This window comes from Mycetocola sp. Y719 (assembly GCF_056713205.1).
Map to the genome: position 1 here is coordinate 943,208 of NZ_JBWYGY010000002.1, position 25,794 is coordinate 969,001.

At 66.3% G+C, this 25,794-nt stretch carries 21 protein-coding genes and 1 tRNA gene; 8 read left to right on the top strand and 14 right to left on the bottom strand.

What is annotated here, in order from left to right:
• Window positions 1–11 precede the first annotated feature (11 nt).
• Window positions 12–1,286: a sugar ABC transporter substrate-binding protein gene (locus AC1M0F_RS10770; RefSeq protein WP_480238219.1), complete on the bottom strand. Its 1,275-nt coding sequence runs from the start codon at window positions 1,284–1,286 to the stop codon at window positions 12–14.
• Window positions 1,287–1,532: 246 nt separating this feature from the next.
• Here AC1M0F_RS10770 and AC1M0F_RS10775 point away from each other — a divergent pair, with 246 nt between their 5' ends.
• Both AC1M0F_RS10775 and AC1M0F_RS10780 read left to right on the top strand, forming a co-directional pair.
• The gene (locus AC1M0F_RS10775; protein WP_480238220.1) at window positions 1,533–2,543 is read left to right on the top strand and encodes a LacI family DNA-binding transcriptional regulator; all 1,011 of its coding nucleotides are present in this window, start codon (window positions 1,533–1,535) and stop codon (window positions 2,541–2,543) included.
• 98 nt (window positions 2,544–2,641) lie between these two features.
• Window positions 2,642–4,240 carry a glycoside hydrolase domain-containing protein gene (locus AC1M0F_RS10780; RefSeq protein ID WP_480238221.1) on the top strand — a complete coding sequence of 533 codons (1,599 nt, stop codon included), beginning with the start codon at window positions 2,642–2,644 and terminating at the stop codon, window positions 4,238–4,240.
• Between the two features lie 57 nt (window positions 4,241–4,297).
• On the opposite strand, the gene AC1M0F_RS10785 is transcribed toward AC1M0F_RS10780, so the two are convergent.
• From AC1M0F_RS10785 to AC1M0F_RS10815, 7 genes are all read right to left on the bottom strand, one after another.
• Window positions 4,298–4,942 carry an RDD family protein gene (locus tag AC1M0F_RS10785; RefSeq protein WP_480238222.1) on the bottom strand — a complete coding sequence of 215 codons (645 nt, stop codon included), beginning with the start codon at window positions 4,940–4,942 and terminating at the stop codon, window positions 4,298–4,300.
• A gap of 122 nt (window positions 4,943–5,064) precedes the next feature.
• Window positions 5,065–6,141 carry a 3,4-dihydroxyphenylacetate 2,3-dioxygenase gene (hpaD, locus tag AC1M0F_RS10790; RefSeq protein ID WP_480238223.1) on the bottom strand — a complete coding sequence of 359 codons (1,077 nt, stop codon included), beginning with the start codon at window positions 6,139–6,141 and terminating at the stop codon, window positions 5,065–5,067.
• Window positions 6,142–6,177: 36 nt separating this feature from the next.
• On the bottom strand, window positions 6,178–7,692 hold the full coding sequence (hpaE, locus tag AC1M0F_RS10795) for a 5-carboxymethyl-2-hydroxymuconate semialdehyde dehydrogenase (protein WP_480238224.1): 1,515 nt from the start codon (window positions 7,690–7,692) through the stop codon (window positions 6,178–6,180).
• Window positions 7,689–8,639 (bottom strand): 4-hydroxy-tetrahydrodipicolinate synthase, encoded by a 951-nt coding sequence (dapA, locus tag AC1M0F_RS10800; RefSeq protein ID WP_480238225.1) that lies wholly within the window; start codon window positions 8,637–8,639, stop codon window positions 7,689–7,691. The genes hpaE and dapA overlap by 4 nt, the downstream gene beginning before the upstream one ends.
• Entirely contained in the window at window positions 8,636–9,352 is a 717-nt protein-coding gene (locus AC1M0F_RS10805; RefSeq protein WP_480238226.1) for a GntR family transcriptional regulator, read from the bottom strand. The genes dapA and AC1M0F_RS10805 overlap by 4 nt, the downstream gene beginning before the upstream one ends.
• A complete protein-coding gene (locus AC1M0F_RS10810; protein WP_480238227.1) occupies window positions 9,349–10,830 on the bottom strand; it encodes a fumarylacetoacetate hydrolase family protein in 1,482 nt (493 codons plus the stop codon). Before AC1M0F_RS10810 ends, AC1M0F_RS10805 begins: the two co-directional genes overlap by 4 nt.
• Before the next feature lie 88 nt (window positions 10,831–10,918).
• Entirely contained in the window at window positions 10,919–12,829 is a 1,911-nt protein-coding gene (locus AC1M0F_RS10815; RefSeq protein ID WP_480238228.1) for an FAD-binding monooxygenase, read from the bottom strand.
• A 121-nt stretch (window positions 12,830–12,950) separates the two neighbouring features.
• On the opposite strand from AC1M0F_RS10815, the gene AC1M0F_RS10820 reads away from it, so the two are divergent.
• A complete protein-coding gene (locus AC1M0F_RS10820; protein WP_480238229.1) occupies window positions 12,951–13,664 on the top strand; it encodes an IclR family transcriptional regulator in 714 nt (237 codons plus the stop codon).
• 508 nt (window positions 13,665–14,172) lie between these two features.
• Window positions 14,173–15,852 (top strand): xylulokinase, encoded by a 1,680-nt coding sequence (locus AC1M0F_RS10825; protein ID WP_480238230.1) that lies wholly within the window; start codon window positions 14,173–14,175, stop codon window positions 15,850–15,852.
• A gap of 19 nt (window positions 15,853–15,871) precedes the next feature.
• On the opposite strand, the gene AC1M0F_RS10830 is transcribed toward AC1M0F_RS10825, so the two are convergent.
• From AC1M0F_RS10830 to AC1M0F_RS10845, 4 genes are read right to left on the bottom strand one after another with little or no spacing between them, the layout of a single operon-like run.
• Window positions 15,872–16,582 (bottom strand): IclR family transcriptional regulator, encoded by a 711-nt coding sequence (locus AC1M0F_RS10830; RefSeq protein ID WP_480238231.1) that lies wholly within the window; start codon window positions 16,580–16,582, stop codon window positions 15,872–15,874.
• A 16-nt stretch (window positions 16,583–16,598) separates the two neighbouring features.
• The gene (locus AC1M0F_RS10835) at window positions 16,599–17,783 is read right to left on the bottom strand and encodes an adenosylhomocysteinase (RefSeq protein WP_480238232.1); all 1,185 of its coding nucleotides are present in this window, start codon (window positions 17,781–17,783) and stop codon (window positions 16,599–16,601) included.
• A 30-nt stretch (window positions 17,784–17,813) separates the two neighbouring features.
• Window positions 17,814–18,767 (bottom strand): carbohydrate kinase family protein, encoded by a 954-nt coding sequence (locus AC1M0F_RS10840; protein WP_480238233.1) that lies wholly within the window; start codon window positions 18,765–18,767, stop codon window positions 17,814–17,816.
• Window positions 18,760–19,818: a LacI family DNA-binding transcriptional regulator gene (locus AC1M0F_RS10845; RefSeq protein WP_480238234.1), complete on the bottom strand. Its 1,059-nt coding sequence runs from the start codon at window positions 19,816–19,818 to the stop codon at window positions 18,760–18,762. Before AC1M0F_RS10845 ends, AC1M0F_RS10840 begins: the two co-directional genes overlap by 8 nt.
• A gap of 109 nt (window positions 19,819–19,927) precedes the next feature.
• Between AC1M0F_RS10845 and AC1M0F_RS10850 the strand changes: the two genes are divergently transcribed.
• From AC1M0F_RS10850 to AC1M0F_RS10860, 3 genes are all read left to right on the top strand, one after another.
• Entirely contained in the window at window positions 19,928–21,019 is a 1,092-nt protein-coding gene (locus tag AC1M0F_RS10850) for a substrate-binding domain-containing protein (RefSeq protein WP_480238235.1), read from the top strand.
• An 84-nt stretch (window positions 21,020–21,103) separates the two neighbouring features.
• Complete coding sequence (locus AC1M0F_RS10855; RefSeq protein ID WP_480238236.1) at window positions 21,104–22,150, top strand: ABC transporter permease; 1,047 nt, start codon at window positions 21,104–21,106, stop codon at window positions 22,148–22,150.
• Window positions 22,147–22,947 (top strand): ATP-binding cassette domain-containing protein, encoded by an 801-nt coding sequence (locus AC1M0F_RS10860; RefSeq protein ID WP_480238237.1) that lies wholly within the window; start codon window positions 22,147–22,149, stop codon window positions 22,945–22,947. Before AC1M0F_RS10855 ends, AC1M0F_RS10860 begins: the two co-directional genes overlap by 4 nt.
• Before the next feature lie 171 nt (window positions 22,948–23,118).
• Here AC1M0F_RS10860 and AC1M0F_RS10865 read toward each other — a convergent pair whose 3' ends face one another.
• Window positions 23,119–24,366: an MFS transporter gene (locus AC1M0F_RS10865; RefSeq protein WP_480238238.1), complete on the bottom strand. Its 1,248-nt coding sequence runs from the start codon at window positions 24,364–24,366 to the stop codon at window positions 23,119–23,121.
• A 95-nt stretch (window positions 24,367–24,461) separates the two neighbouring features.
• A tRNA-Arg gene (locus tag AC1M0F_RS10870) sits at window positions 24,462–24,534 on the bottom strand.
• Between the two features lie 137 nt (window positions 24,535–24,671).
• Here AC1M0F_RS10870 and mgrA point away from each other — a divergent pair.
• Window positions 24,672–25,772 (top strand): L-glyceraldehyde 3-phosphate reductase, encoded by a 1,101-nt coding sequence (mgrA, locus tag AC1M0F_RS10875; RefSeq protein ID WP_480238239.1) that lies wholly within the window; start codon window positions 24,672–24,674, stop codon window positions 25,770–25,772.
• Window positions 25,773–25,794: the final 22 nt, after the last annotated feature.

A 25,794-nucleotide genomic window follows, 5' to 3' on the forward strand; every position in this document is an offset into this window, starting at 1 on the left:
GGTGTTGCCGGCTACTTCGCGAGCAGGGGCTCGAGGTCGGCGATCAGTTTCGCCGCCGCCTCCGACGGAGTCATCTGGCCGCCGATGACGGCGCTCCAGACCTGTCCGACGACGAGCTGCTGGTCGGCGACGGCCTCAGCGGGCACCGCGGGGGCCGGGTAGTTCGCGCCGTTGTCCGCGAGGGACTGGGCGAATGCGGCGAGGATGGGGTCTTCGGTGATCTCGGGAGCGGATGCCGCGTCGCCGCGACTCGGGATGCTTCCGACATCCTTCAGCGCGATGGCCTGGCCCTCTTCGCTGAAGTACGTCTGCTCGAGGTACTGCCAGGCGAGCTCGGGGTTCTTGCTGAACGCACCGATGCCCTCGCCTTCGCCACCGAGGTAGACCTGGCCGTCCTCGCCGACGGGAAGGGGTACGACACCGTAGTTGAACTTCGCATCGCTGCGCGCGGTGCCGATCTGCCAGTTGCCGTTCTCGGCGAAAGCGACGTCGCCTGCGGCCCAGGTCTGGAACGGAACCGTCTGGTCCCAGGTCACGGCCTCACGGGTGAGGGCGCCGGACTCGGTCCACGACTGGATGGCCGTGAATGCCTCCTCGAGCGGAGCTGCCTGCGGGTCGTCGTAGTTGAAGCCGAAGCTCGACAGCCACGGGTAGGCCTGCCATTCCCCCTGCGACTGCGGGAGACCGGAGAGTGTGATGCCACCCTTTCCAGCGGCGGCGACGGTGTCGAGTGCCGAGGTCAGTTCGTCCATCGTGGTGGGCGGCTCGACGCCGACCTCGTCGAGGATGTCCTGGTTGTACCAGAGCCCGAGCAGGTTCACGTAGCCCTGCGCGGCGTAGACCTCGTCCTCGAGTGAGTGCACGACGGACTCGGGGAACTCGCTCTTCTCGTCGAAACCGTCCCACTGCTCGGTGATCGGGGCGAGGGCGCCGCCGAGTGCGAGGGTCGAGGTGTCAGCGCCGTTGAACACGACGACATCCGGTCCCGTCTTCGAACCGACAGCCGAGATGAGCTTCGAGTTCATCTGGTCGTACGGCACGAAGACGTTGTCGACGGTCACGCCGTCGTTGTTCTTCTCGAAGAGTTCCTTGTAGTCGGTCATGACCTTGACCTGGTTCTCGTCGCTGAAGTAGTGCCACACCGTGATGGTGTCGCTGTCGCCAGATGAGCCGCCCGATGAGGTCGGGGTGCAACCGGTGAGCGCAAGCGCTGCCGTGGCCGCAAGTGCCATCCCGACGAACGGGATCGAGCGGTTGCGGCTGGAGCGCGGGAATTTCACTGCCATGTGACTTCCTTGTCTGGAATCGTCGTTGATTGGGGTACATCCGGTGGAGAGCAAACCTTGACGAAACATTCCGAAAAGGTTTTCGGTGAATCTAGCATTGCCTTCTCACTTACGTCAACCGGTGTATTGTCGAGTCAGCCGAAAGACCTCATCAACCGCTTCACTACGCGGGGATCACCGAGGCCACCGGCGCAGTCAGAGCAGACCACCGAGGCACGAGCCGCGAGCGAAACACAGGGGCGCACCATGACGATCGCAAACACGCCGTCGCCGCGGGCGACATTGCGCGATGTCGCGAAGCTAGCCGGCGTGTCGGTGGCGACCGCATCGAAGGCCCTGAACGGCCGGGATCAGGTACACCCGGAGACCAGGGCGCGCGTTCTCGTCGCAGCCGAGAAGATCTCGTTCACCCCGAACGCCCTCGCCCGTGGGCTGCTCGCCGGGCAGACGGGAACGGTCGGGCTCATCACCGGCGACCTGGACGGCCGCTTCTCCCTCCCCATCCTGATGGGGGCAGAGGATGCCTTCGGCAAGGGCAAGATGTCGGTGTTTCTCTGCGATGCCCGGGGTGACTCGATTCGCGAGCAATACCATCTGGACGCACTGTTGAGCCGACGCGTCGACGGACTCATCGTCGTGGGTTCCCGCACCGATCCGCGGCCGTCGATCGGGCGGAACCTGCCCGTCCCCGTCGTGTACGCCTACGGCCCGTCGACCGACGAGAACGACCTGTCGCTCGTCGTCGACAACGTCGGCGGCGGTGCGGACTCGGCAGAGTTCCTGATCTCACGCGGTCGTCGGAGGATCGCGCACATCACCGGCGAATCGGATTACGCCGCGGCGCAGGACCGCGTGGTCGGGATCGAACGCGCCCTCAGCGGGCATGGGCTGTCACTCGTGGGCGGCGCCCAGTTCGGCTCATGGACCGAGCAGTGGGGACGCAACGCCACGGCGCGACTGATCGAACAGCATCCCGATGTCGACGGGATCCTCTGCGGGAACGACCAGATCGCGCGCGGCGCTCTCGACACCCTGCACGAAGCGGGCTGGGATGTTCCGTCGCGCGTCTCCGTGATGGGCTACGACAACTGGGAGGTCTTCACCACCGGCGCCAGCCCGCATCTCACGAGCGTCGACATGAACCTCGAGGCACTCGGCGCCCAGGCTGCGCGCCGGCTTTTCGATGCGATCAACGGCGAAGCCAGCTCGGGGATCGAGTCGCTGCCGTGCCGGGTCGTGCCTCGCGAGAGCACCTAGCCCGCACGGCGCCTGCACGGACTCCGGGACCCTTGCGGCATCGGCGATCGCGACCGAAAATGTTGCTATGCCTCGGCTTCCGGGGCAGAAGGATGGTCATGATGGGGTTGCGACGCGCAGCTCTCGCTCGAATCGTGGCTGCCGGGCTCGCGGCCACAGCGCTCATCGCGCCCCTGACCACCGCGCCGGTGACCCCGTCCGTTCAGGCAGCCCCCAACATCCCTGCGCCCGGCAGCTACACCGGGGCCGGATTCGACGCGTGCACGGCCCCGACTCAGAACCTGATGACCACCTGGCTCTCCGACTCTCCGTACCGCGCTGTCGGCATCTACACGAGCGGCGTCAACCGCTTCTGCACCCAACCGGAGCTGACCGCATCCTGGGTCAGCGCTCAGCAGGCGGCGGGCTGGCACCTGCTGCCGATCCACATGGGGCTGCAGCCATACTGCACGACCTCGACCAAGGAGTTCCGGTTCACCGCAGCGAACGCAGCCACCTCAGGGCGCGCGGCCGCCGATGAAGCCGTCGCCGCGGCACGAGCCATCGGGCTCGCGGCCGAGACCGCGATCTTCCTCGACGTCGAGGCGTACAGCACGACGGATCCGACGTGCCGCACCGCCGTGCTGACGTACCAGAGCGCCTGGACCGCGCGACTGCACGACCTCGGATTCCTTTCCGGCTTCTACTCGAGCCTCGCTTCTGGCATCGCCGACCAGGTCGCCGCGTACCCGTCGCCGACATGGGTGCGCCCTGACTACCTTTGGTTCGCGCGATACGACGGCGTGGCGACCGTCTCGAACGCGGCGATTCCCGAGAGCTACTGGCCGCATCGCCGCATCAAGCAGTACCAGTCGCCCACCCAGACAGGCGGCCAGGAGACGTGGGGCGGCCTGTCCCTCTCGGTCGACCGCAACCAACTCGACGTGACACCGGTGCCGAAGTCGCCGTTCGGCGATTTCACCCGCAACGGCTGGTCGGACCTCATCGCCCGACAGGCCTCGACGGGCTTCCTCCATCTCTACACCGGGAACGGTGCACAGTTCGGCACTGCTACCCGCATCGGAAACGGATGGAACGGCATGAGTACCATCACGCGGTTCGGCGATTTCGATGGCGACAGCTTCGAGGACATCATTGCGAGCGAGACCGCGACGGCGGCGCTCTGGCTCTACCGCGGAACCGGCACCGGGTTCAGTGGGCGGGTCAAAATCGGCGCCGGGTGGAACGGCATGCGCGAGATCACCCCGATCGGGGATCTCGACCTGGACGGCCGTCCAGACGTTCTTGCCGTACAGGCCTCGTCCGGATGCCTGTACCTCTACCGCGGGCGCGGCAACAGCCTGGCAAGCGGGTCCAGGCTCGGCTGCGGGTGGAACGCGATGAGCGAGTTGATGGGGGCAGGCGACTTCAACCGTGACGGACGAGTCGACCTGATGGCGCGAACAACAGCGACCGGGGAACTGTGGCTCTACCCGGGAACGACCGGCGGTCTCGGGGCGCGCGCCAAGGTGGGGACAGGATGGCAGAGCATGCGCAACCTCACCGGGATCGGCGACGTCGACCGGGACGGCTTCACCGACCTCATCGCGGTGCAAGCCACGACAGGCGACCTTTACCGGTATCCCGGCCGCGGGAACTCGTTCGGCGCACGACTCAAGGTCGATAGCGGATGGAGCGGGCTGCAGCCCCTGCTCTGAGCAGCGAAACCCAGGGCACCGTCCGCGCGACAAACAGAGACTCCAGTCTGGCATCGGTCAGTCCTTCCGCCAGTTCCTTCCCCTGTACGGGTCAGCGCCCTTCCCGATGTTCAGCACCCGCGTTCCCGTCAGCAGTTCGATCCATCCCCGCTTGTTCGGCCCCCAGACGATCGACAGGTACATCAGGCCGGGGACGACGAGCAACGCCGCGACCAGGGACACCCAGGTCAGGCCGACGAGGGACGACAACGACTCGGTGCTCGGCTGGAAGGTCAGCAGGAACGTCGTCCCGCCGAGCACGAGAAGGATCAGTGCGGGAACGAGGAGTGGAATGATCTTCCGGGAGACGGCACGGCCGAGGCCCGGGCGTCGCATCCTGGCGTTGGTGACGACCCGGAGCCCGAGCAGACGCTTCCCGGGAGTCTGACCGAACACGGCCGTCGACAGGATGAGCCCCATCGGCATGAGCAACGAGATGAGGGCACCGACGATGATCGCAGGCGTTCCGGCGAGAAGCTCCGCAGGGACCCCGAGACGTGCAGCGAGTTTTGCGACGACGAAGGCGTTCTGATTGTCGAACCGTGCGCTGAGAGGCCGGACGATGCCGAACGTCACGACGCTGAAGGTCGTGCTCACGATCAGGCCGTCGATCAGGCCGGACAGCACGCGGATGCGCAGACCGGCCGCGATCACACCGCTCATCCATGCTCCACGGAATCCGGCAGCACCGGATACCTTCGTTCGCCAGTCATCGGCTCTGTCTCCTCCGGGGCCGCCGGCGCAGCATCCCGCTGATCAGTATCGCGGGTCAGGCGCCGGGGATGTTACAGCGCGCCCCCGAGTTTGAAGCCCTGATCGACGTCGTCCTTACGGGTGTACGAGAATCCGTCCGCCCCGACCGTGACGGCGAGCTCGCTCGCGTCTGTGCGTTTCTCGACCGGCTGCGGGTTGCCGTCGAGGTCGAGGACCAGGGAGGCCTCGGTGTACCAGCTTGGTACGACCGGGTTGCCCCACCAGTCACGACGCTGGTTGTCGTGTACGTCCCAGGTGACGACGGGGTTGTCGGGGTCGCCGGTGTAGTAGTCCTGGGTGTAGATCTCGACGCGGTGACCGTCGGGGTCGAGGATGTACAGGTAGAACGCGTTCGAGACGCCGTGCCTGCCAGGTCCGCGTTCGATCACATCCGACTTTCGGAGCGCCCCGAGCTTGTCGCAGATGTAGAGGATGTTGTGCTTCTCGTGCGTCGCGAACGCGATGTGATGCATCCGCGGCCCGTCTCCTCCGGTGAGCGCGGTGTCGTGAACGGTGTCTTTGCGACGGAGCCAGGCGGCGTAGGTGACCCCGTTCTCGTCCTGGATGTCCTCGGTCACCCGGAAACCCAGGTCTTCAAGATAGGTGCGCCCCCTGGGCACGTCCGGGGTCACCTGGTTGAAATGGTCGAGACGGACGAGCGCGCCGGGGCCGTAGAGCTCGTACCGCCAGGCGAGGCGTTCGACGTGCTCGACCTCGTAGAAGAACTCGTACGGGAATCCAAGCGGGTCTGTGACGCGGACGGCGTCGCCGATGCCCTTCACGAAGCCGTCGCGGCGTCGTTCCGTGCGGCAGCCGAGCTCCTGGTAGTAGGCCTCGGCCAGGTCGACATCCTCCGGGACGCGCACCCGGAATCCGAAGGCGGCCGCAGCGGCGACGGGACCCTTCCGCAGGACGAGGTTGTGGTGGATGAACTCCTCGAAGGTGCGGAGGTAGATCGCGTTCTCGTCTTCCTCGGTCACGACGAGCCCGAGGATGTCGACGTAGAACTCGCGGGATGCCGCCAGGTCGGTGACCACGATCTCCATGTAGGCGCATCGCAGGATGTCTGGTGGGGTGGCGGTCGGGGTGGGAATTCCGTCGTTCGTCATTGAACTGTCTTTCTGTGCAGAGTCGGTGGGTCCGGATCAGTCGTCGGTGGCAGGTGTCGCGCCGAACCGGGGAGTGTGCACCTCTCCGAGGGTGATGTGCACCGCCTGCTGGTCGGAGTAGAAGTCGAGCGAGCGGTATCCGCCCTCGTGGCCGAGCCCCGAGGCCTTCACACCGCCGAACGGCGTGCGGAGGTCGCGCACGTTGTGCGAGTTCAGCCAGACCATGCCGGAGTCGACGGCCTGGGCGAAGGTGTGCGCGCGTTCGAGGTGTGAGGTCCAGATGTACGCGGCCAGGCCGTACCTGACACCGTTCGCGAGTTCGAGGGCTTCGCCGTCGGTGTCGAACGGTGTGATCGCGACGACGGGGCCGAAGATCTCTTCCTGAAAGATCCGGGCATCCGGTTTCACGTCGACGAAGACCGTCGGGGCAACATAGTTGCCGGTGGGAAGGCTCTCGGGGCGGCCTCCCCCTGCGACGAGCCGGCCTTCGCTCTTGCCGATCTCGACGTAGCTCATCACCTTTGCGAAGTGCTCAGGATGCACGAGCGCGCCGACCTCGGTTCTGGGGTCGTGCGGGTCGCCCACCACGATGTTCTTCGCGCGGGCGGCGAACCGCTCGACGAACTCGTCGTAGACCGGGCGCTCGACGAGGATCCGGGATCCGGCGGTGCAACGTTCGCCGTTCAGCGAGAAGACACCGAACAGCGTGGAGTCGATTGCGGCGTCGAGGTCGGCGTCGGCGAAGATCACGGCGGGCGATTTGCCGCCGAGTTCCATCGACATTCCCTTCAGCGTCTGTGCGCAGTTCGCGAAAATGGTCTGCCCGGTCGAGCTTTCGCCGGTGAACGAGATCAGCTGCACATCCTCGTGCTTCACGAGCGCGTCTCCCGCCTCCTCGCCGAGACCGTTGACGAGGTTGAACACGCCGTCAGGCACCCCCGCCTCACGGAAGATGTCGGCCCAGAGGCTCGCCGAGAGCGGGGTGAACTCGGCCGGCTTGAGCACGACCGTGCAGCCGGATGCCAGCGCAGGGGCGAGCTTCCAGCTCTCCAGCATGAATGGAGTGTTCCACGGCGTGATGAGCCCGGCGACACCCTTCGGTTTGCGGTTGACGTAGTTCAACTGGCGCCCTGGCACCTTGTAGGTGTCGTCGGCCTGGGCCACGATCAGGTCGGCGAAGAACCGGAAGTTCTCCGCGGCCCGCTGGGCCTGGCCAAGCGCCTGCGTGATCGGGAGCCCTGAATCGAACGATTCCAGTTCGGCCAGCCGGGCGTCGCGCGATTCCACGATGTCGGCGATCCTGTTGAGGATGCGAGACCGGGCACGGGGGAGCATCCGGGGCCACGGCCCCTCATCGAACGCCCTGCGGGCCGCGGCGACCGCCCGATCGATGTCGGCCTGCGCTCCGGCGGCAGCCTGCACGTACGTTTCATTCGACACCGGATCGAGCACGTCGAACGTCGCACCCGAGACGCTGTCGACGAACGCTCCGTCGATGTAGTGCTGGATCTTCTCCGGCAGGTTTTCCGGAACGTGCTGGAGGTGCGTCATGGTCGATCTCCCCCGATGTTGAATTCGCCGACGGGCGTGAGGTAGTCGGCACCCTGCTCGAGATAGGCCCGGATCTTCGTCAGACCTGCGTCTGTGGGCGTGATGAGCGGCGGCCTGACGAAGCCCGAGCGGATGAGTCCGCGCTGTTCGAGCACCCATTTGCCCGGCGCCGGGTTCGTCTCGACGAAGAGCAGGTCGACGAGGGGATGCAGCCCGTAGTGGATCTCCCGAGCTGCCTCGATGTCACCGGATTCCCACAGTTCGAACATCTGAGCGTGGGCCGCGGGGGCGATGTTCGCCGTTGCGCTGAGGAATCCGATTCCCCCGAGTGCGAGGAGCGGCAGGCAGAGCAGTTCGATTCCCGACCAGACGATGAGCTCCCTGCCGCAGAGCTGGAGGACGCGGGAGAAATGCTCGAAATCCTTCGTGGTCTCCTTGACACCGACGAAGTTGTCGACGTCGCGGTAGAGCCTCGCGATGGTCTCCGGTGCGATGTCGACGGCGGTGCGCACCGGGACGTTGTATGCGAGGATCGGCAGGTCGGGGAACTCGGCCGCGATCGTCTTGTACCAGACGTACAGTGCCTCCTGGGTGGGCCTCGCGTAGTACGGGGTGATGATGAGCGACGCGTCGATGCCCGCGTCGACGGCCTGGCCGGTGAGCTCGATGGTCTCGTCGAGCCTGGCGCTTCCTGTCCCGGCCACGACGGGCACCCGGCCGGCACCAGCGGCGATGACTGTCGTGATGGCGGTGAGGCGTTCGGCAGTGCTTTGCGCGCCGGGCTCACCGGTGGATCCACCGATCGACAGTCCGTGGGTGCCGTTGGCGAGCTGCCAGTTGACGAGGTTGGCGAGGCTGTCATGGTCGACGGCGCCGTCGGCAGTGAACGGTGTCATGAGCGGAGCGATGGATCCGCGGATGGTGTGGGGATCTGTTCGGAAGGTCATCGTCGACTGCTTTCGGTGTGGTGTTCGGCCTGGTACGTGAGGAGCGCGTCGAGCGTGCCGGTCCGGTGGGCGCGCGCGGCGAGTTCGATCTCCAGCGACGGAGCGCCCGACTCGATCAGCTGCAGGAGGTGTTCGTGTTCCTCGACCGACTCACGGGCTCGACCGGGCACGAAACTGAAAGTCGAGTCGCGAAGCACCGTCAACCGCTTCCAGCCCCGGTGGACGAGGTCGAGGATGTGCGGGTTGGGGCAGTGCTCGAAGAGAACGGCATGGAATGCGAGGTTCAGTTCGGTGAACCGGTGGGGCTCGAAGTGGTCGAGGCAGGTCACCATCTCGGCGTTGATCTCCCGTGCCCTGAGCAGGTCGAGGGGTGTGACGAACGGGGCGGAGAGCGCAGTAGCTGCGCCTTCCACCAGGCTGAGCGTCTCCATCGTGTAGAAGTACTCACGCTCGTCGACCATGGCCACCTGCGCGCCGACGTTGCGTTCGAAGGTCACGAGTCCTTCGGCTTCGAGTCGGCGGATGGCCTCGCGAACGGGCACGACGCTGACATCGAGCTGCTTGCCGATCTGCCCGAGGACGAGCCGGAAGCCCGGGGTGTAGCTGCCGTTCTCGATGCGTTCCTTGATGAAGGCGTACGCGCGCTCCGATTTGCTGCCGCCATCGGCATCCGTCACGGAACTGTTCGTCTTCTGAACGTTCCCCGCGGTCATCGGCTCTCCTCCTCGAAGCGTTTCTTCCACGCGGTGTTCATCGGATACAGCCCGTCCACGCTCTCGCCTGCAGCCACCCGGTCGGCGATGAACCGTTCCTGGCGCTCCTGCTCGATCGCCGCTTCGACGACCTCGTGGACATAGCGGGGTGGGATCACGAGTACCCCGTCGCCGTCGCCCACGATGACGTCGCCTGGCTGCACCGCAGCACCTCCGCAGGCGATCGTGAGATCGACGTCCCAGGGGACGTGCCTGCGGCCGAGAACCGCGGGGTGTCCTCCCTGCGAGTAGGCGGGTATCCCGAGCGCTGTGACCGCATCGAGGTCACGGATGCCGCCGTCTGTGACGATCCCTGATGCACCGAGCACCTGGGCGCGCAGGGCGAGGATGTCGCCCACCGTGCCGGTGCCCGCCTCTCCTCGAGCCTCGATCACCAGCACGTCGCCAGGGCGGAGCGAGTCGAAGGCGCGTTTCTGGGCGTTGAAGCCGCCGCCGTGGCTCTCGAAGAGATCCTCGCGAGAGGGGATGAAGCGAAGCGTTCGCGCCCGCCCGATCATCCGCTCTCCCGGATGTGTTGGGTGCACTCCATCGATCGTCACGTTATTGAGGCCGCGTTTGCGCAGCTGCGCGCTCAGTGTCGCCGTCCCGACGGAGGCGATCCTGGCCCTGAGGCCGTCGGTGAGTTCGAAGGTCTCAGGCAGCCCGGCCCCAGCACGGCTTCCCCATGCCTCTGCGCGCTGCGTGTCGTCGACCTTCGGGCCGGCTCCGTGTGCACCGAGTGGTGTCTCACCCTCTACGACGGTGGTGACGAGGCGACCACTCGAGGGCGAGCCCTCAGCGTTCGGGGCGTCGACCTCCACCTCGACGACCTGGCCTGGAGTGACAACGCTCGACCCGGCCGGTGTGCCGGTGAGGATGACGTCGCCTTCCTCGAGGGTGACGAGTTGCGACAGGTCGGCGACGAGCTGGTCGAAGGGGAAGACCAGTTCCGCTGTCGTGTCGTCCTGCACGAGGGCGCCGTCGACCCAGGTGCGGACCCGCAGGCCGCGTGGATCGACCGTGCGCGCATCGATGAGTCGGGGGCCGAGAGGGGTGAATCCGTCTCCACCCTTCGACCGGAGGTTCGAGCCTTTGTCGGCCCAGCGCAGGTCGTAGACGCCGAAGTCGTTCGCGGCGGTCACGGCGGCGATGTGCGACCAGGCATCCTCGCGCGTCACATTCTTCGCCGCTGCACCGATGACGAGGGCGATCTCGCCCTCGAATGCGAGCAACTCGGTACCGAGGGGCCGTTCGATCACTCCGCCGCTCGACGCGACCGACGTGGAGGGCTTGAGGAAGTACGAGGGCTGCGAGGGAACGCGGCCCCGCTGCGCGATGCGACTGGGGTAGTTGAGATGAACGGCGATGATCTTGCCGGGGCGACGGATGCCGCTGCCCTCTCCATCGAGGCGCGTCGTCGGGGACTCGGAATCAGTCATGCTGCGAACGTATATCATTTGATACATTTCGCCAAGCACCGTCCTCGAATCGGTGTTCGCGTCCTGGCGGCGCACCCGAACCGAGCAGTCAGGCACGCAGGGAGTCGACGGACACCGGTCGCGGTGCAAGCATGTTGCCGGCGAAGAAGCCGGCCAGCTCGGCGGTCGCCGCGAGCGGGAGGACATGCGCGACGTACTGGTCCGGCCGGACCACCACGACGCATCCGCTGGAACGGTTCAGCTCCCTCCGGTCGAAGATGTCGTCGACCGGATCTGCGGCATAGACCTTCTCGTAGTCGATCAGCCCGAACGGACCGACCCGGGGGAGGAAGATCGCCGGCACCGCCATGATGTCGACGGCCGCGTGCGGTCGCTGGTACACCACCTTGACGTCGAAGACACTGTCGATGTCTGCCCCGGCGGGGGTGTACAGGACGATCGGCGAATCGGGCGAGGTCGCGAGCCAGTCGGCCCACTCGGCGAGCGCCGCATCGCCTCCGGATGCCTCCCCGGGGAACGCGTACAGCCGCCAGCGCCCGTCGGCGCGGTGGTGGTGGCCGAGGTGCTTCGGGTTGCCGTCGGCGACCCTGACGACGGGCGAGGACTTGAAGCGTTTGCCGATCGGGAATCCGGTCGCGAGGTCCTGGTGCTCGTCCCCTCCGATGAGCATGGACGGCGGGTATTGCGTCATGAAGCCGGCCGGGAACTCGGCCGTCCGCACGTAGAACTCTCCGAGCTCCTTCGGATCGTCGAACTCCTCCGGCTTCTTCGCCATGAGCGTCGACCACACCCTGTCGAACTCGATGAGGTCCCTGGCGATCACCTGCCGTTCGTCGGAGTACGTCTCGAGCAGCCGCTCTGGGCTGAGGCCGGTGAGCACGTGTGCGAGTTTCCAGCCCAGGTTGAAACCGTCCTGCATCGACACGTTCATCCCCTGCCCGGCCTTCGCGCTGTGCGTGTGGCAGGCGTCCCCGGTGATGAACACCCGCGGCGACCTGTCGCTCTCGTGGGCGACATCGTCGAACTTGTCTGTGAGCCGGTGTCCGACCTCGTAGACGCTGTACCAGGCGACGTTCTTCACGTCGAGCGTGTACGGGTGCAGGATCTCGTTGGCCTTGACGATCGCCGTCTCGACCGTGGTGGCCCGGATCGCACCCTTGTCTTCCGGGGTGACGGCGCCGAGGTCGACGTACATCCGGAAGAGGTGTCCGCCCTCGCGAGGGATGAGCAGGATGCTGCCTGCACGCGACTGGATGGCGCACTTGGTGCGGATGTCGGGGAAGTCGGTGACCGCGAGGGTGTCCATCACCGCCCACGCATGACGGGCCTGGTCGCCGACGAGCGAGCGGCCGATCGACTCACGAACGGCGCTCCTGGCGCCGTCGCAGCCGACAACGTACTTCGCCCGCACCCGACGCTCATGCCCGATCCGCTCCCCCGCCGTCTCTCGCAGCGTGACGTCGACCGGGTGATCACCGGCATCCGAGATCTCGAGCCCCACGAACTCGAGTCCGTAGTCCGGTGTCATTCGCGACGGGCTGTTCCGCATGACCTCGGCGAAGTAGTCGAGGACCCTGGCCTGGTTGACGATGAGGTGCGGGAACTCACTGATCCCGGTGACGTCGTCGACGGCCCGGTCGGTGCGGACGATCCTCGTGGGATCATCCGCGTCCGGTCCCCAGAAGCACATCTCGGTGATCCGGTAGGCCTCGGTGGTGATCCGCTCAGCGAACCCGAATGCCTGGAACGTCTCCACGCTTCGCGCCTGGATGCCATCGGCCTGGCCGATCGCGAGACGGCCGGGTCTCCGTTCGACGAGCCGGACCGTGAGGCTCGGGAACTGGGAGAGCTGGGCGGCGAGGATCATGCCCGCAGGCCCGGCGCCGACGATGAGAACGTCGACCTCGTCTGGCAGTTCGTCCGGGCGGTTCAGCCCCGTGCCTGCGGCAGGGCTCACCCGCGGGTCACCGGAGACGTAGCCGTGGTGGTGGAACTGCATGGGGTCCTCACGAGTCTTCTTTGACTGATGCGATGCAGGACAGTCGTTCTATTATCGAACGAAGCGTTCTACTATTGATCAGATCGTATCCCGAGCCGTTTCCCGACGCAATGGAGTGTCCATGCCCCTGACCGACGCCACAGCGAATGCAGCGTCACAGACGCTGAGCCGGGGCATCCGCGTGCTGGAAGTACTCGCGGGCGCGGGGCATCCGCTGTCGATCGAGGAGATCACCGCCGAGCTGGGCGCCCACCGGTCGGTCGCCTACCGGCTCATCCGGACGCTGGAACTGCACGGGCTGGTCGGTCGGGATGCCGCCGGGCGGATCCAGCTGGGTGCCGGGCTCGCCGCGCTGGCCGCCGGTGTCGCTCGCGATCTGCAGGCCGAGGCCCTGCCAGAGTTGACCGCAGCAGCGAACGACCTGGGCATGACCTGCTTCCTCGTCGTCCTCGACCGCGACGAGTGCGTGACCCTCGCCAGCGTGGAGCCGCGCCACGCGGTCGCGGCCGTCGCGCAACGGCCGGGGACGCGCCATCCGGTCACGGCGGGTGCGCCGGGCAAGGCGATTCTGTCGCAGCTTCCCCCGGATGCCTGGCCGAAGAACACGAGTGCTGCTCTCGCTGAGCAGGTGCGTACGGCCTCCGTGCGCGGGTGGGCCGAGAGCCAGAACGAAGTGATTCCGAGCCTGCACGCGGTCGCCGTGCCGCTCGTCGTGCGCGGCCGGCCACCCGCGGCCATCGCGGCGGTCCATCTGCCTGGCGGAGGGGTGGCGCCCACGGTCGCCGAGCGCCTCCGCCGGTCGGCCGCGGTCATCCGGGATGCCCTCGGCGGCTGACCGCGCTCTCAGGTGCCGACGAGATGGCAGTTGCGCACCCAATCCCGCTCGAACGAGCCTCTGTGGGTGCGCAACTGCGATCTCACTGCGGTGCGGGTCCACCAAAGGGTGGACTATCCGGGCATCGCACACGCGGATAGGGTCAGAACGCGGGAACTCTCCGAGGGAGTCGGGTTCCGAAGTCGCGAAATTCCCCAGCTGTGCCCCCAGCTGAAAGACCCCCTCTGAACCGACGTAGGGACGGTTCACAGGGGGTCTTCTCCTGCATACCCTCGCGGGAACGCACCGGTGCATCCTGCTCGGGCTTCCGGCCAATGCCCCTTGGCCAGAGACTCCGAGCCTAATTCGGCCCGGGTTCGCAGCCCATGGGTATCTCTACCCATCCCAAAGTGGTATTGCGGTGCGCCCGCCGCGTCGAACCGCGCCATGCGGGGGCGGCCAGGGAGGATAGGCTCGGAATTCGACCGGTTAAGTGACCGATCACATCCAGACCCGAAGGAGTCCCACCATGGGTGACCGCATCGACACAGCCGTCGGTCAGAACGGCGCAGCGAACGCCGCCGAAGGCCACGCCAGCATCAGGGACGCGATTCTGGGCCGACGGACATCACTGGGAATCGAACTGGGTTCGACCCGGATCAAGATCTGCCTCCTCGGCGACGATCCGGCGACTGTGCTCGCCGTCGGGTCCTTCGAGTGGGAGAACGCCTTCGTCGACCGGGTCTGGACCTATTCGCTCGAGGACGTCTGGTCGGGCATCCAGGCCGCCCACGCCGACCTCGTCGCCGATGTCGAGAAGAACTTCGGCGTGCGCCCGGAGAGCTACGGCGCCATCGGCGTCTCGGCGATGATGCACGGCTACCTCGCGTTCGACAAAGCCGGCGACCTTCTCGTGCCGTTCCGGACCTGGCGCAACACGACGACCGGTGTGGCAGCGTCCGAGCTGACCGAGCTGTTCGGCGTCAACATCCCGCTCCGCTGGTCGATCGCTCACCTGCACCAGGCTGTTGTCGATAACGAACCCCACGTTCCGCAGGTCGATTTCGTGACCACCCTCGCCGGGTACGTCCACTGGCGGCTCACCGGGCGCAAAGTTCTCGGTATCGGCGACGCATCCGGAATGTTCCCCATCGATTCGGCGACCAGGGACTACGACGCGGGACTCCTGGCGAAGTACGACGAGCTGGTCTCCACACAGCGGCCGGAGCTGAAGCTCGCCACAATCCTTCCCGAGGTCCTCGTGGCCGGACAGCCGGCCGGGGAACTTTCGCCGGAGGGAGCGCAACTCCTCGATCCCACGGGCAACCTTCAGCCTGGCGCCGTGCTCTGCCCGCCAGAGGGCGATGCTGGCACGGGGATGGTCGCGACGCGCTCGGTCGCCCCGCGCACCGGCAACGTGAGCGCAGGAACGAGCATCTTCGCGATGGTCGTTCTCGAGCGCCCGCTTCAGAGCGTGCACCACGAGCTCGACCTGGTCACCACCCCCGCAGGCGACCCGGTCGCCATGGTGCACTGCAACAACGGCGCGAGCGAGCTCGCCGCATGGGCGGGCCTGTTCGGCCGTTTCGCCACGGTCGCCGGCACCCCTGTCGACAACGACGGCGTCTTCGATGCGCTCTTCCGTGAGGCTCTCGAGGGCGACGCGGATGCCGGCGGGCTGCTGGCATACAACCACCTGGCCGGAGAGCCCATCGCCGGTCTTACAGAGGGCAGGCCGCTGGTCGTCCGCGCGCCTGACAGCCGATTCACCCTCGCCAACTTTGTGCGCGCACAGCTCTATGGTGTCTTCGGTACGCTCAGCCTCGGCATGCGCGTACTGGCCGACGAGGGCGTCGAACTCGATCAGATGTTCGCGCACGGAGGCATGTTCCGTACCGCCGGGGTCGCCCAGCGGTTCCTCGCCGGAGCACTGGATGCCCCGGTTTCGATCGCAGCGACGGCGTCTGAGGGCGGCGCGTGGGGTATTGCGGTCCTTGCGTCATACGTCTCGGCCACGTCGTCCGGTTCGACGCTCGACCTCGACGGTTACCTCAGCGAGCGGGTGTTCGGCGATGCGCTGTTCGAAACGACCGGCCCTGACCCCGACGACGTGGGCGGCTTCGCCTCCTACCTGGACCGGTATCGCGCCGGCCTCGCGGTCGAGCGCGCTGCCGTCGAAGCCCTGCCGCTGACCGGGTCCACCGTCTGACACCACGTCGGGCCCGGGCTCAGATCCCCAGCGCGACCTGAATCTCGCGTGCGGCCTGCGCCGCGCTCTCCTGGACGACGTCAAGGCTCGACCGGCTGTAGCTGGTCGCGACGTACGGAACGGTGAGCGCTGCGACGGCCTCGCGCCCGTTCGAGCGGAGGATCGGCACGACGACATCAGTGATTCCCGGCTGCGCCTGGTCGGGGAGCACGAGTCCACCGTCCGTCCTGATGGCCTCCATCCGGTCGTCAGCCACTCCGGCGGAGGGCCGCCCGCTGAATGCGGCGATGACCATGCCTGTCGCCGTCTGTCTGAGGTCGAAAAGTGCGCCGACGCGGACGCGGAATCCGAAATCCGTGGGGCTTTCCGCCTGAGCGACGATGCGCACGCGATCGGCGTCGAGGATGCCGAGATTGCAGGACTGGCCGATCTCGGTGGCCAACTCCTGCATGACGGGAACGGCGACGGTCAGCAGGGACCGCAACGGCTCCTGACGGTGCGCGAGATCGAAGAGGCGCATCGACAGTTGATAGAGGCCTGACTGCTTGTCGCGGAAGATGTAGCCGCGTTTCTCGAGTCGCACCAGGGGCCTGAAGATCTGACCGGGGGAAAGGTCGACGGCTTTCGCGATGTCGAGCTGGCTCATCGTCCCCGAGCTGCCGGCAAGAACCTCGAGGATGTCGAGCGCTTTGTCAATCGCCGGTGCAGAGTACTCGGGAGTGTCAGTCATCGGGCACGCGCTCCAGTCACGTCGAGGCCTGGAGCGACGCCATGAGCCGGCGTGCGATCTGCCGGTCGATGTCATCCGGCACCGGCTGGGCACCTGGGCGCAACGTCGCTGCCCCAGTCGCTATGCGCTCGAGTGCCAGCGACTGGAGGAGGAAGCCGATGTCCATCGATTCGATCGAGTTGCCCTTCGGCTCGCGGCCGGCGAGGTTGAACATGCGACCGTTGGCGATGAGCACGACATGCTTGCCGGCGGGCAGATCGATCCGCTCCAACGAGTCCACGATCTCGGTGCTTGCCGTTTGGTGGGCACGGAGCATTGGAACGTCGATCTCCCACGGAAAGTGGCCGATGTTGCCGAGAATCACCCCGTCGTGCATCCGCTCGATCACGTCGTAAGTGAGAACGTCGGGTCGGCCCGTCGCGGTGAGAAAGACGTCACCCCACTCGGCGAAGTCGTGCGCGTCTCCCACCCGGAAACCGTCGAGAGTGGCCTCGAATGCCTTCAGCTCATCGGTGTCGACCACGGCCACCTTGGCACCCATGGCGCGGAGGTACTGCGCGACACCGCGGCCGCACCAGCCGTAGCCGAAGACGACGAAGCGGCGGCCGGGGATCATCAGGTTGGTGATCCGCATGAAGCTCTCGACGGCAGATTGGCCCACCGCGTGCTTGTTCTCTCCGATGGCCTTGAGCAGGCTGTCGTTGATGACGATCACCGGGCACGGCACCTGTCCGGCGAGCTCGGCGCGCAGCCGGTCGCCGCCGCTGGTCGTCTCCTCGGTTCCGCCGATGACGCTACCGAAGGTGCCGCGCTCCGCGAGGCCCGCGGCGAGGTCCGCTCCGTTGTCGAGCAGCATGTCCGGCTGCGCGTCGAGGACCCGGGCGATGTTCGAGTGGTGTTGATCGAGGGAATCCTCACGGGTTCCGTAGATGGCGATGTTCGGCAGGGAGTTCAGGTAGGCGACGACGTCGTTCTGCGTCGAACCGAAGTTGCCGGTCCCGACGATCTCGGCGCCGCCGGCGGCGAGGGTCTCGACGAGAGCCGCCGTCTTGGGCTCGACGTGGAGCGACATCCCGATCCGGTGGCCCGCGAAGGGCTGGGATGCCTGGAAGTCCTCTCGCGTCGCGGCCAGCATCGTCATCCGGGACCGGATCCAGGCGACCCGCGCACCGCCCTGCCTGACAAGGGATTCAGTGGTCATATCTGCACTTTACACATGCAAATCTGAAATTCATATACGCAATGTTTCGTCAGTGACCACCTGGCCGTCGTCCTCGTGGACAGGCGGGACACGGTCGACGGGCAGTCGCAGGAGCGCACCTTCGGCGCGACAGGTCGCCGCGGCGATGCCCATCGCGTCGACGAGGGCCTCCTGCCACCGTCGGTCGGTGGTCGGGATGCCGTCGAGTGCGATCGTCGCCGCAAAAGCCGAGAGGGTCGCGTCACCGGCCCCCATGGTGTCGATGACGGGGCCAGGCAGCGGCACGATCGATGAGCGCACGCGGGTGCCCGATCCGGTCGCGACTTCTGCGCCCTCCGCGCCGGCAGTCGCGAGGATGGATGACGCGCCGGATCGCAGAAGCCTATCCCGTAGGGCCGACAGCGTCACGCCGTACAGCAGCTCCGCGTCCTCTTCTCCGACCTTGGTGAGAAGCGCCTGTGCTGCGGCCCTCTCGAAGTTGCGGGCGAAACGTTCCCGGTCATGGAGCATGCCCGCCCGCGGGTTGGGATCGAGCAGAAGGCGCCTCTCCGGCGTGCTGACCGAATCTGCCAGCGCAGCAGCCTGCTCGTCGTCGTCGAAGGGGAAGCAACTCACCACGACGAGGGCGGCGGAATCTATCGCGGCCTTCTCTCGCGCGCCGAACACGATCCGTCGTGCTTGCGCTGCCTCGTTGAAGCGGTAGGTCGGTTCACCGTCTGTTCGGTCGGATATCGCGCGAGACGAGCCACGGGGGCCCGTCGTCGCGAGGAGACCCACGCCGTGTCCGGCGAGGTGGTCGCGAATGTCCTGGCCGTCACTGTCGTCGCCGACCATGGCGATGAGAGTTGTCGGAACGCCCAGGACAGAGAGCCCGACGGCGACGTTGAGAGCTGCCCCGCCCACGAAGCTCGCGGTCTCTCGTCCGAATCGGAGCTCATCGATGAGGGCGTCGCCGATGACGACGACACGGGAGTTGTCAGCCATTCGGTCGAATCTCCCCCGAGCCGCGCACGATCAGTTCGGTCGGCACGACCCAGGTGCGGGCCGGGTCGGCGTTCCCATCGAGCTTGGCAAACAAGCGCTCGGCGGCCAGTGCACCGATGCGTTGGGGGTTCTGGGCGACCACCGTGATTGCAGGTTCGAGAAGATCGGCGAGCTCGATGTCGTCGAAGCCGACAAGCGCGATCTGCCGGCTGAGTCCGTGCTCGCGAAGCGCGCGCACAGCGCCGATCGTCACGAGGTTCTGACTGCTGAAGATTGCCGTCGGCGGGGTGTCGCTCTCCAGCAACCTGGCGACGGCGACCCGGGCGGTCTCTTCGTCGTGGAGGTCATCGAGGAGGCGCACGTCGCTGGTCGGAATCCCGGCCTTCCCGACCTCGTTCAGAAACCCGCGTTTACGCAGGGCCGCCGTCTGGATGTCTGTCCGGTCACCGAGGTATGCGATCCGGCGATGACCGTGATCGATGAGATGGCTGGTCGCTGCCGCGGCACCGTCGACATTGTCTGCAACGACTGCGTCAGCATCCACGCCGACGGGCTCCCGGTCGACGAAGACGATCGGGGTTCCCTGGTCGAGCTCATGCTGCAGGTACCCCTGGCTTCTGTTCACCGTGGTCAGGATGAGACCGTCGACCCGCCGCCGCAGAAAGGCATCGACGATCCCTCGCTCGCGATCGGGATCGTCGTCGAGACTCGAGGCGAACACGGCGACCCCGCGTTCAGCTGCAGCATCTTCGACGGCACGATGAATCGCGCCGGAGAACGGGTTGGCAACACTACCCACCAGAAGTCCGACGGTCTGCGTTCTCCGATCCGTCCGCCTGAGATTCCCGGCATGAAGGTCAGGCTGGTAATTCAGCTGCTCGGCCGCCGACCGCACGCGGGCGATCGTGGCGTCAGACACGTTCGGCTCACCGTTGATGACGCGCGAAACCGTCTTGATCCCGACGCCGGCCAGTGCCGCCACATGCCGCATGGTCGCGCGCTGCCTCGGCGGGTTGCTGTCAGAAGCGGATGTTGACAACGGTGTCACCATTTAGTCTCCAAAATACGATTTGACTTGACTATATCGGCGTTAATGGCATAGACCTACTCATGACATCGTTGTCGGGATTCCGAAATCCCCCAAACCAAGAGGAAGTTCAATGTTGAATCGATCGATGCTCGGAAAGCGGCTCTTCGTGGCCGGCTCCGTCACAGCACTCGCCCTGCTCGGCACAAGCGCCTGTTCTGCCGCCGGCGGATCCGGCACCACGGGAGGGGACAGCGAAGAGGTCGGGGTCACCCTGATCGTCAAGACCACCTCGAACCCTTTCTTCGTCGCGATGCAGGATGGCGCGAAGGCCGCTGCGGAGGACGCCGGCGTCACGCTCACCCTCGCGGCGGGCAAGGAGGACGGCGACGAGGACACACAGATCCAGGCGATCGAGAATGCGATCTCCAAGGGAGACAAGGGCATCCTGATCACGCCGAACGGCCCCGCCGTCGTGGATGCCATCCAGAAGGCGCGGGATGCCGGTCTCTACGTGATCGCGCTCGACACTCCGCCGGATCCCGCCGACGCCGTCGACATCACCTTCGCGACCGACAACCGCGCCGCGGGCACCGCTATCGGCGAGTGGACGGCTGCGCAGCTCGACGGGGACAAGGCGACCATCGCGATGCTCGACCTCTTCGACGACAAGGTGGTCTCTGTGGACTACAACCGTGACCAGGGCTTCCTCGAGGGCATGGGCATCGACGTCGCAGACGGAAGCACCAACGGAGACGAAGAGTCCACCGGCTCCTACTCCGGGGGCGAGTACGAGATCGTCGGCAACGAGGCCACGCAGGGCGCCGAGGACGGCGGGCGCACGGCCATGGAGACCCTGCTGTCGAAGAACCCCGACATCAACGTGGTCTACACGATCAACGAACCAGCGGCATACGGCGCGTACCAGGCCCTTGAAGCGGCGGGCCGCGAGAAGGATGTCCTTCTCGTCTCCGTCGACGGTGGCTGCGCCGGGGTGAAGAACGTCAAGGATGGCGTCATCGGCGCGACATCGCAGCAGTACCCCGTCAAGATGGCTGAACTGGGCGTCGAGGCGATCGCGAAACTCGCCGAGGACGGAACCAAGCCCAGCACCACCGAGGGACTGGACTTCTTCGACACCGGTGTCGCACTGGTGACCGACACGCCTGCGGACGGCGTCGAGAGCATCGACTCCGGCGAGGCAGCGGATATCTGCTGGGGATAGCCCCCGCGCCCGGGTGCGGCCGACCAGCGGCCGCACCCCTTCCCCCGCCGGGCGACCGGCAGATCACCAGACATAGGAGTCCCCGTGAGTTCCCAGACCACCGAGCCCGCGTCGTCAACCGGTCAGCACGATCTCGCGACCGAGTTCCTCGACCGGCGTACGCCCATCGACCGCATCCGCAACACACTGCACCGCTACCCGGCACTCAGCCCGGCCGTCGTGCTCGTCATCGCCATCATCGTTTTCGGGTTCCTCAACGACAGGTTCCTCGCCCCCTCCAATCTTTCCCTCATCACCCAGCAGGTCGCCGTTGTCGGCACCCTCGCCATCGCGCAGACCCTGGTCATCCTCACCGCGGGAATCGACCTGTCCGTCGGCGCCGTCATGGTGCTCACATCGATGGTGATCGCCCAGACCGCGACCCAGAACGGCCTGCCGGCGATCGTCGCTCTCCTTCTGGGGCTCGTCGTCGGGCTCGCCGCAGGAGCGTTCAACGGGCTCCTCGTCACGCGGTTGAAACTGCCACCGTTCATCGTGACGTTGGGCACCCTGAACATCTTCGTAGCGCTCACGCTCCTCTACTCCGCCGGCGCAACCGTCCGGGGTACCGATATGCCCGCCCTCCTCACCTGGACCGGATCGACGTTCGACGTGCTCGGCGTGCGGATCAGCGTCGGTGTGCTGATGATGCTCCTGCTCTATGTCGCCGTCGCGTTCATCCTGCACAAGACCGCGTGGGGCAGGCACGTCTACGCCGTCGGGGACGACAAGGAGGCCGCCAGGCTCGCCGGTATCCGCGTGGACCGGGTGCTGATGAGCGTCTACCTCGCCGCCGGGGCCATCCTCGCCATCGCTGCCTGGATCCAGATCGGCCGGTCGAACGCGGCCAGCCCGAACGCCGGGGCAGACCTGAACCTCGATTCGATCACCGCCGTGGTGATCGGCGGGACGAGCCTCTTCGGCGGGCGCGGGACGGTGTGGGGCACGCTGCTTGGCGCACTCATCGTCGGCGTCTTCCGCAACGGACTCTCCCTCGCCGGCCTGGATGTGCTCTACCAGACCCTCGCCGTCGGCGTCCTGATCATCGTCGCCGTCTCGCTCGACCAGTGGATCCGAAAGGTACGCAAATGACCCTCACCAATGCACTGCCTGATTCCGCGCCGGCCGTTCCGCCCGCGCCGATCCTCCAGGCGAAGAACCTGGTCAAGACGTTCGGCCGTGTCGTCGGACTGGACGGGGTGAGCCTGGAGCTATATCCGGGCGAAGTCCTCGCCATCATCGGCGACAACGGCGCCGGGAAGTCCACGCTGATCAAATGCCTCACCGGGGCCGAGGTTCCCGACCAGGGCGAGATCCTGCTCGACGGGAAGCCGGTGGCCTTCAAACGCCCACAGGACGCTCGCCACGCCGGAATCGAAACTGTCTACCAGAACCTCGCGGTCTCACCGGCGCTCGACGTGGCATCCAACCTGTTCCTCGGTCGGGAAGAGCGCAAAAAGGGAATCCTCGGATCCGTCTTCCGAATCATCGACACAGCGGGGATGCGCAAGAAGGCGCGCGACGGGCTGACCGGGCTCGGCATCTCCACACTGCAGGATGTCACGGTGCCCGTCGAGAATCTCTCCGGCGGTCAGCGTCAGGCAGTCGCTGTTGCTCGCGCAGCGGCATTCGGGTCGAAGGTCGTCGTCCTCGATGAACCGACTGCCGCACTCGGGGTCCGCGAGTCGAACCAGGTGTTGCAGCTCGTGCGCAACCTCCGCGACCGGGGAATCCCGGTGATCCTGATCAGTCACAACATGCCACACGTATTCGAGGTGGCGGACAGGATCCACATTCAGCGCCTCGGCAAACGGGCGGCGACCATCACGCCGACCTCGCACACGATGACCGAAGCCGTGGCGATCATGACGGGCGCAGCAACGGCCTGAGAGTGCGGCGAGGACACCTGGCTTCCTCCCTGGCATTCGGCTCGTGGGAAAACACGGGATCGATGCACACGGAGGGAGCGGGTGGCCGACGGGAGCGGCCCCGGAGAGACAGCCAGAACCGGCGTCTGTCCGGGGCACCCAGTTCGCCCGAAGGCGTCCGGGTCAGTCCGTCTACTTCCGCTGTCGGGGTCCACTCGCCCGGAGGGCCGCGGTGAGGCCCGAAGCGGTGAAGACGAGAGTGGAAATGAGGAGGACGCCGATGGGGAGGGTCCACGTCCCTGTGGCGTCATGGACTGCTCCGACGAGGAACGCGGCAGTGGCCCCGAGGGCGTAGCCCACTCCCTGAACCATCGCCGAGAGCCGCCTGGCGTGCGCGCCACTCAGGGCGAGCTGCACGACCAGTATGAACACGATCGTGATCCCGCCGCCCTGGGCGACACCGCCCAGGAAACCCCAGATGGGCCATCCGGCCGGAGCGAGCATCATGCCGAGCGGCAGACTGATCCAGAGTACGGATACGAGCGAGAACGTCTTCGGGATGCCGATGCGCCGGGAAAGCAGAGGCACTCCGAGTGCCCCTACAACAGCGGCGATCTGGAAGATCGACGAACTCGCGCCGGCCTCGCCCGCCGAGTAGTCCAGCTCCTGTTCAAGAATGGTCGGGAACCACGCGGTGAGCCCGTAGTAGGAGAAGGCCTGGGCGCCGAACGCGAGCGAGAGGAAGATCGCGGACAGGCTGCGCCACGTTCGGGGTTCCACAGCGGCGAGCGGGATGCCGCGGGTGTCGACGGCGACCGTGTCGACGGCGTCCGTCTCGACCAGTGGCTTGAGAGGGCCCCAACGGAAGGCGCGCCGGGGTCCCACGGCGACCAACCAGGCCACAGCGGCCAGCACGACGAAACCGAGCCATGCCAGCAATGCTCCGCGCCAGCCCAGGGCATTGGCTAGCGGCACCGTCGCGAGCGTGGTGATCATCGAGCCCACGTTCAACGCCGAGGTGTAGGCACCGGTGACGATTCCGACGCGGCCGGCCGAGATGTCGCGACGGATGATGACGGGGATCACCACGTTGCCGATCGTGATGAACGCCCCCATGAGAATCGTCCCGATGAGAAGGGCGCCGACGTCCCCTGCCGAGCGCACGATCGAGCCGACGCCGACACCGATGATGGCGATCGTGGTCGCGACGTTCGCGCCTGCCTTGCCGATGAGGAGCGACGCAAGAGGCGTCATCAGCGCGAAGCACAGCACTGGCACGCTGGTGAGCAGGCCGACCTGAGCCGCGTTCAGCGACAGGTCGGCACTGATCTCGCCGGCGATGGGCGCCACAGCGACGATGGGCCCGCGGAGAATGAGGCCGATGGCAATGATGCCCACAACGAGAAGGAGGGGGCGCACTGGGCCTGCGGCTCGATTCATGGGCTTCGTCCTTCGTTTCGTAGGGGATGGAGCGATGCACCAACGAAAAAGCCCCGGAGAGACAGCCAGAACTGGCGTCTTTCCGAGGCATACCGTGCGCCCGAAGGGATTCGAACCCCCAACCTTCTGATCCGTAGTCAGATGCTCTATCCGTTGAGCTACGGGCGCATGGGCTTGGCCTGACAAAACAAAGCTGCTCGCAGGCCGTATTAGAGACTACATGACCATTCGTCCGCGCGCCAATTGACGGCGGTCCCTGCCGACGAACGAAGCGTGTGACCTAGCCTGTACGTACAGGCGCACTCATGTCCGCCTGTTCCACCATTGAGGAGATCACCGTGCCCGACGACGTGCGCTTCGACGCATCCGTTCCCGACATCCACGCGCCGTATCAAGCGGCATCCGACCGCTACACCCATCTCGGCTATCGCCGTGTGGGTGAGAGCGGGCTGCTGCTGCCCCCGATCTCGCTGGGGCTCTGGTACAACTTCGGCGACAACCGGCCGTTCGACACGCAGCGCGAGATCCTGCGCCACGCATTCGATCGCGGCATCACGCACTTCGATCTGGCGAACAATTATGGCCCACCGAACGGCAGCGCCGAGGAGAACTTCGGTCGGATGCTGGCGAAGGACTTCAAGCCGTACCGCAGCGAGCTGATCGTGTCGACAAAGGCGGGCTGGCCCCACTGGCCGGGCCCGCACGGCCGGCTCGGCTCGCGCAAGTACCTGCTCAACAGCCTCGAGGAGTCGCTCGAACGACTGCGCACCGACTACGTCGACATCTTCTACTCGCACCGTTTCGACCCCGACACCCCGCTCGAGGAGACGATCGGCGCCCTCGACACCGCCGTCCGTCAAGGCAAAGCCCTCTACGCCGGAATCTCGTCGTACTCGGCCGAACGCACGGCGCGTGCCATCGAGATCGCCAGGGGCCTCGGCACTCCCCTCGTCATCCACCAGCCGTCGTACTCCCTCGTGAACCGCTGGGTCGAGGATGGCCTGCTCGACACCCTCCGCGATGGCGGTATGGGGTCGATCGCGTTCACACCCTTGGCGCAGGGACTGCTCACCAGCAAATTCCTCGATGACCCGGACGCCACGCACGCCACCGAGCGCGGATCGTTCAACGACAGCTTCCTGTCTGAGGACAACCTCGCTCGCCTGCGTGGTCTCAACGACATTGCGGCATCCCGCGGCCAGACGCTTGCCCAGCTCGCCATCGCATGGGTGCTCCGCGAGGGTGGCGCAACGAGCGCGCTCATCGGCGTCTCCCGGATCGAGCAGCTCGACGAGAACCTCGCCGCACTCGACAACCTGGATTTCACCGACGACGAACTCGCGCGCATCGACGAGTTCGCCGGCGACGCCGGAGTCAACCTCTGGGCGCAGTCGAGCGACCTGTAACCGGTTGCGCGGGTGGATCGGC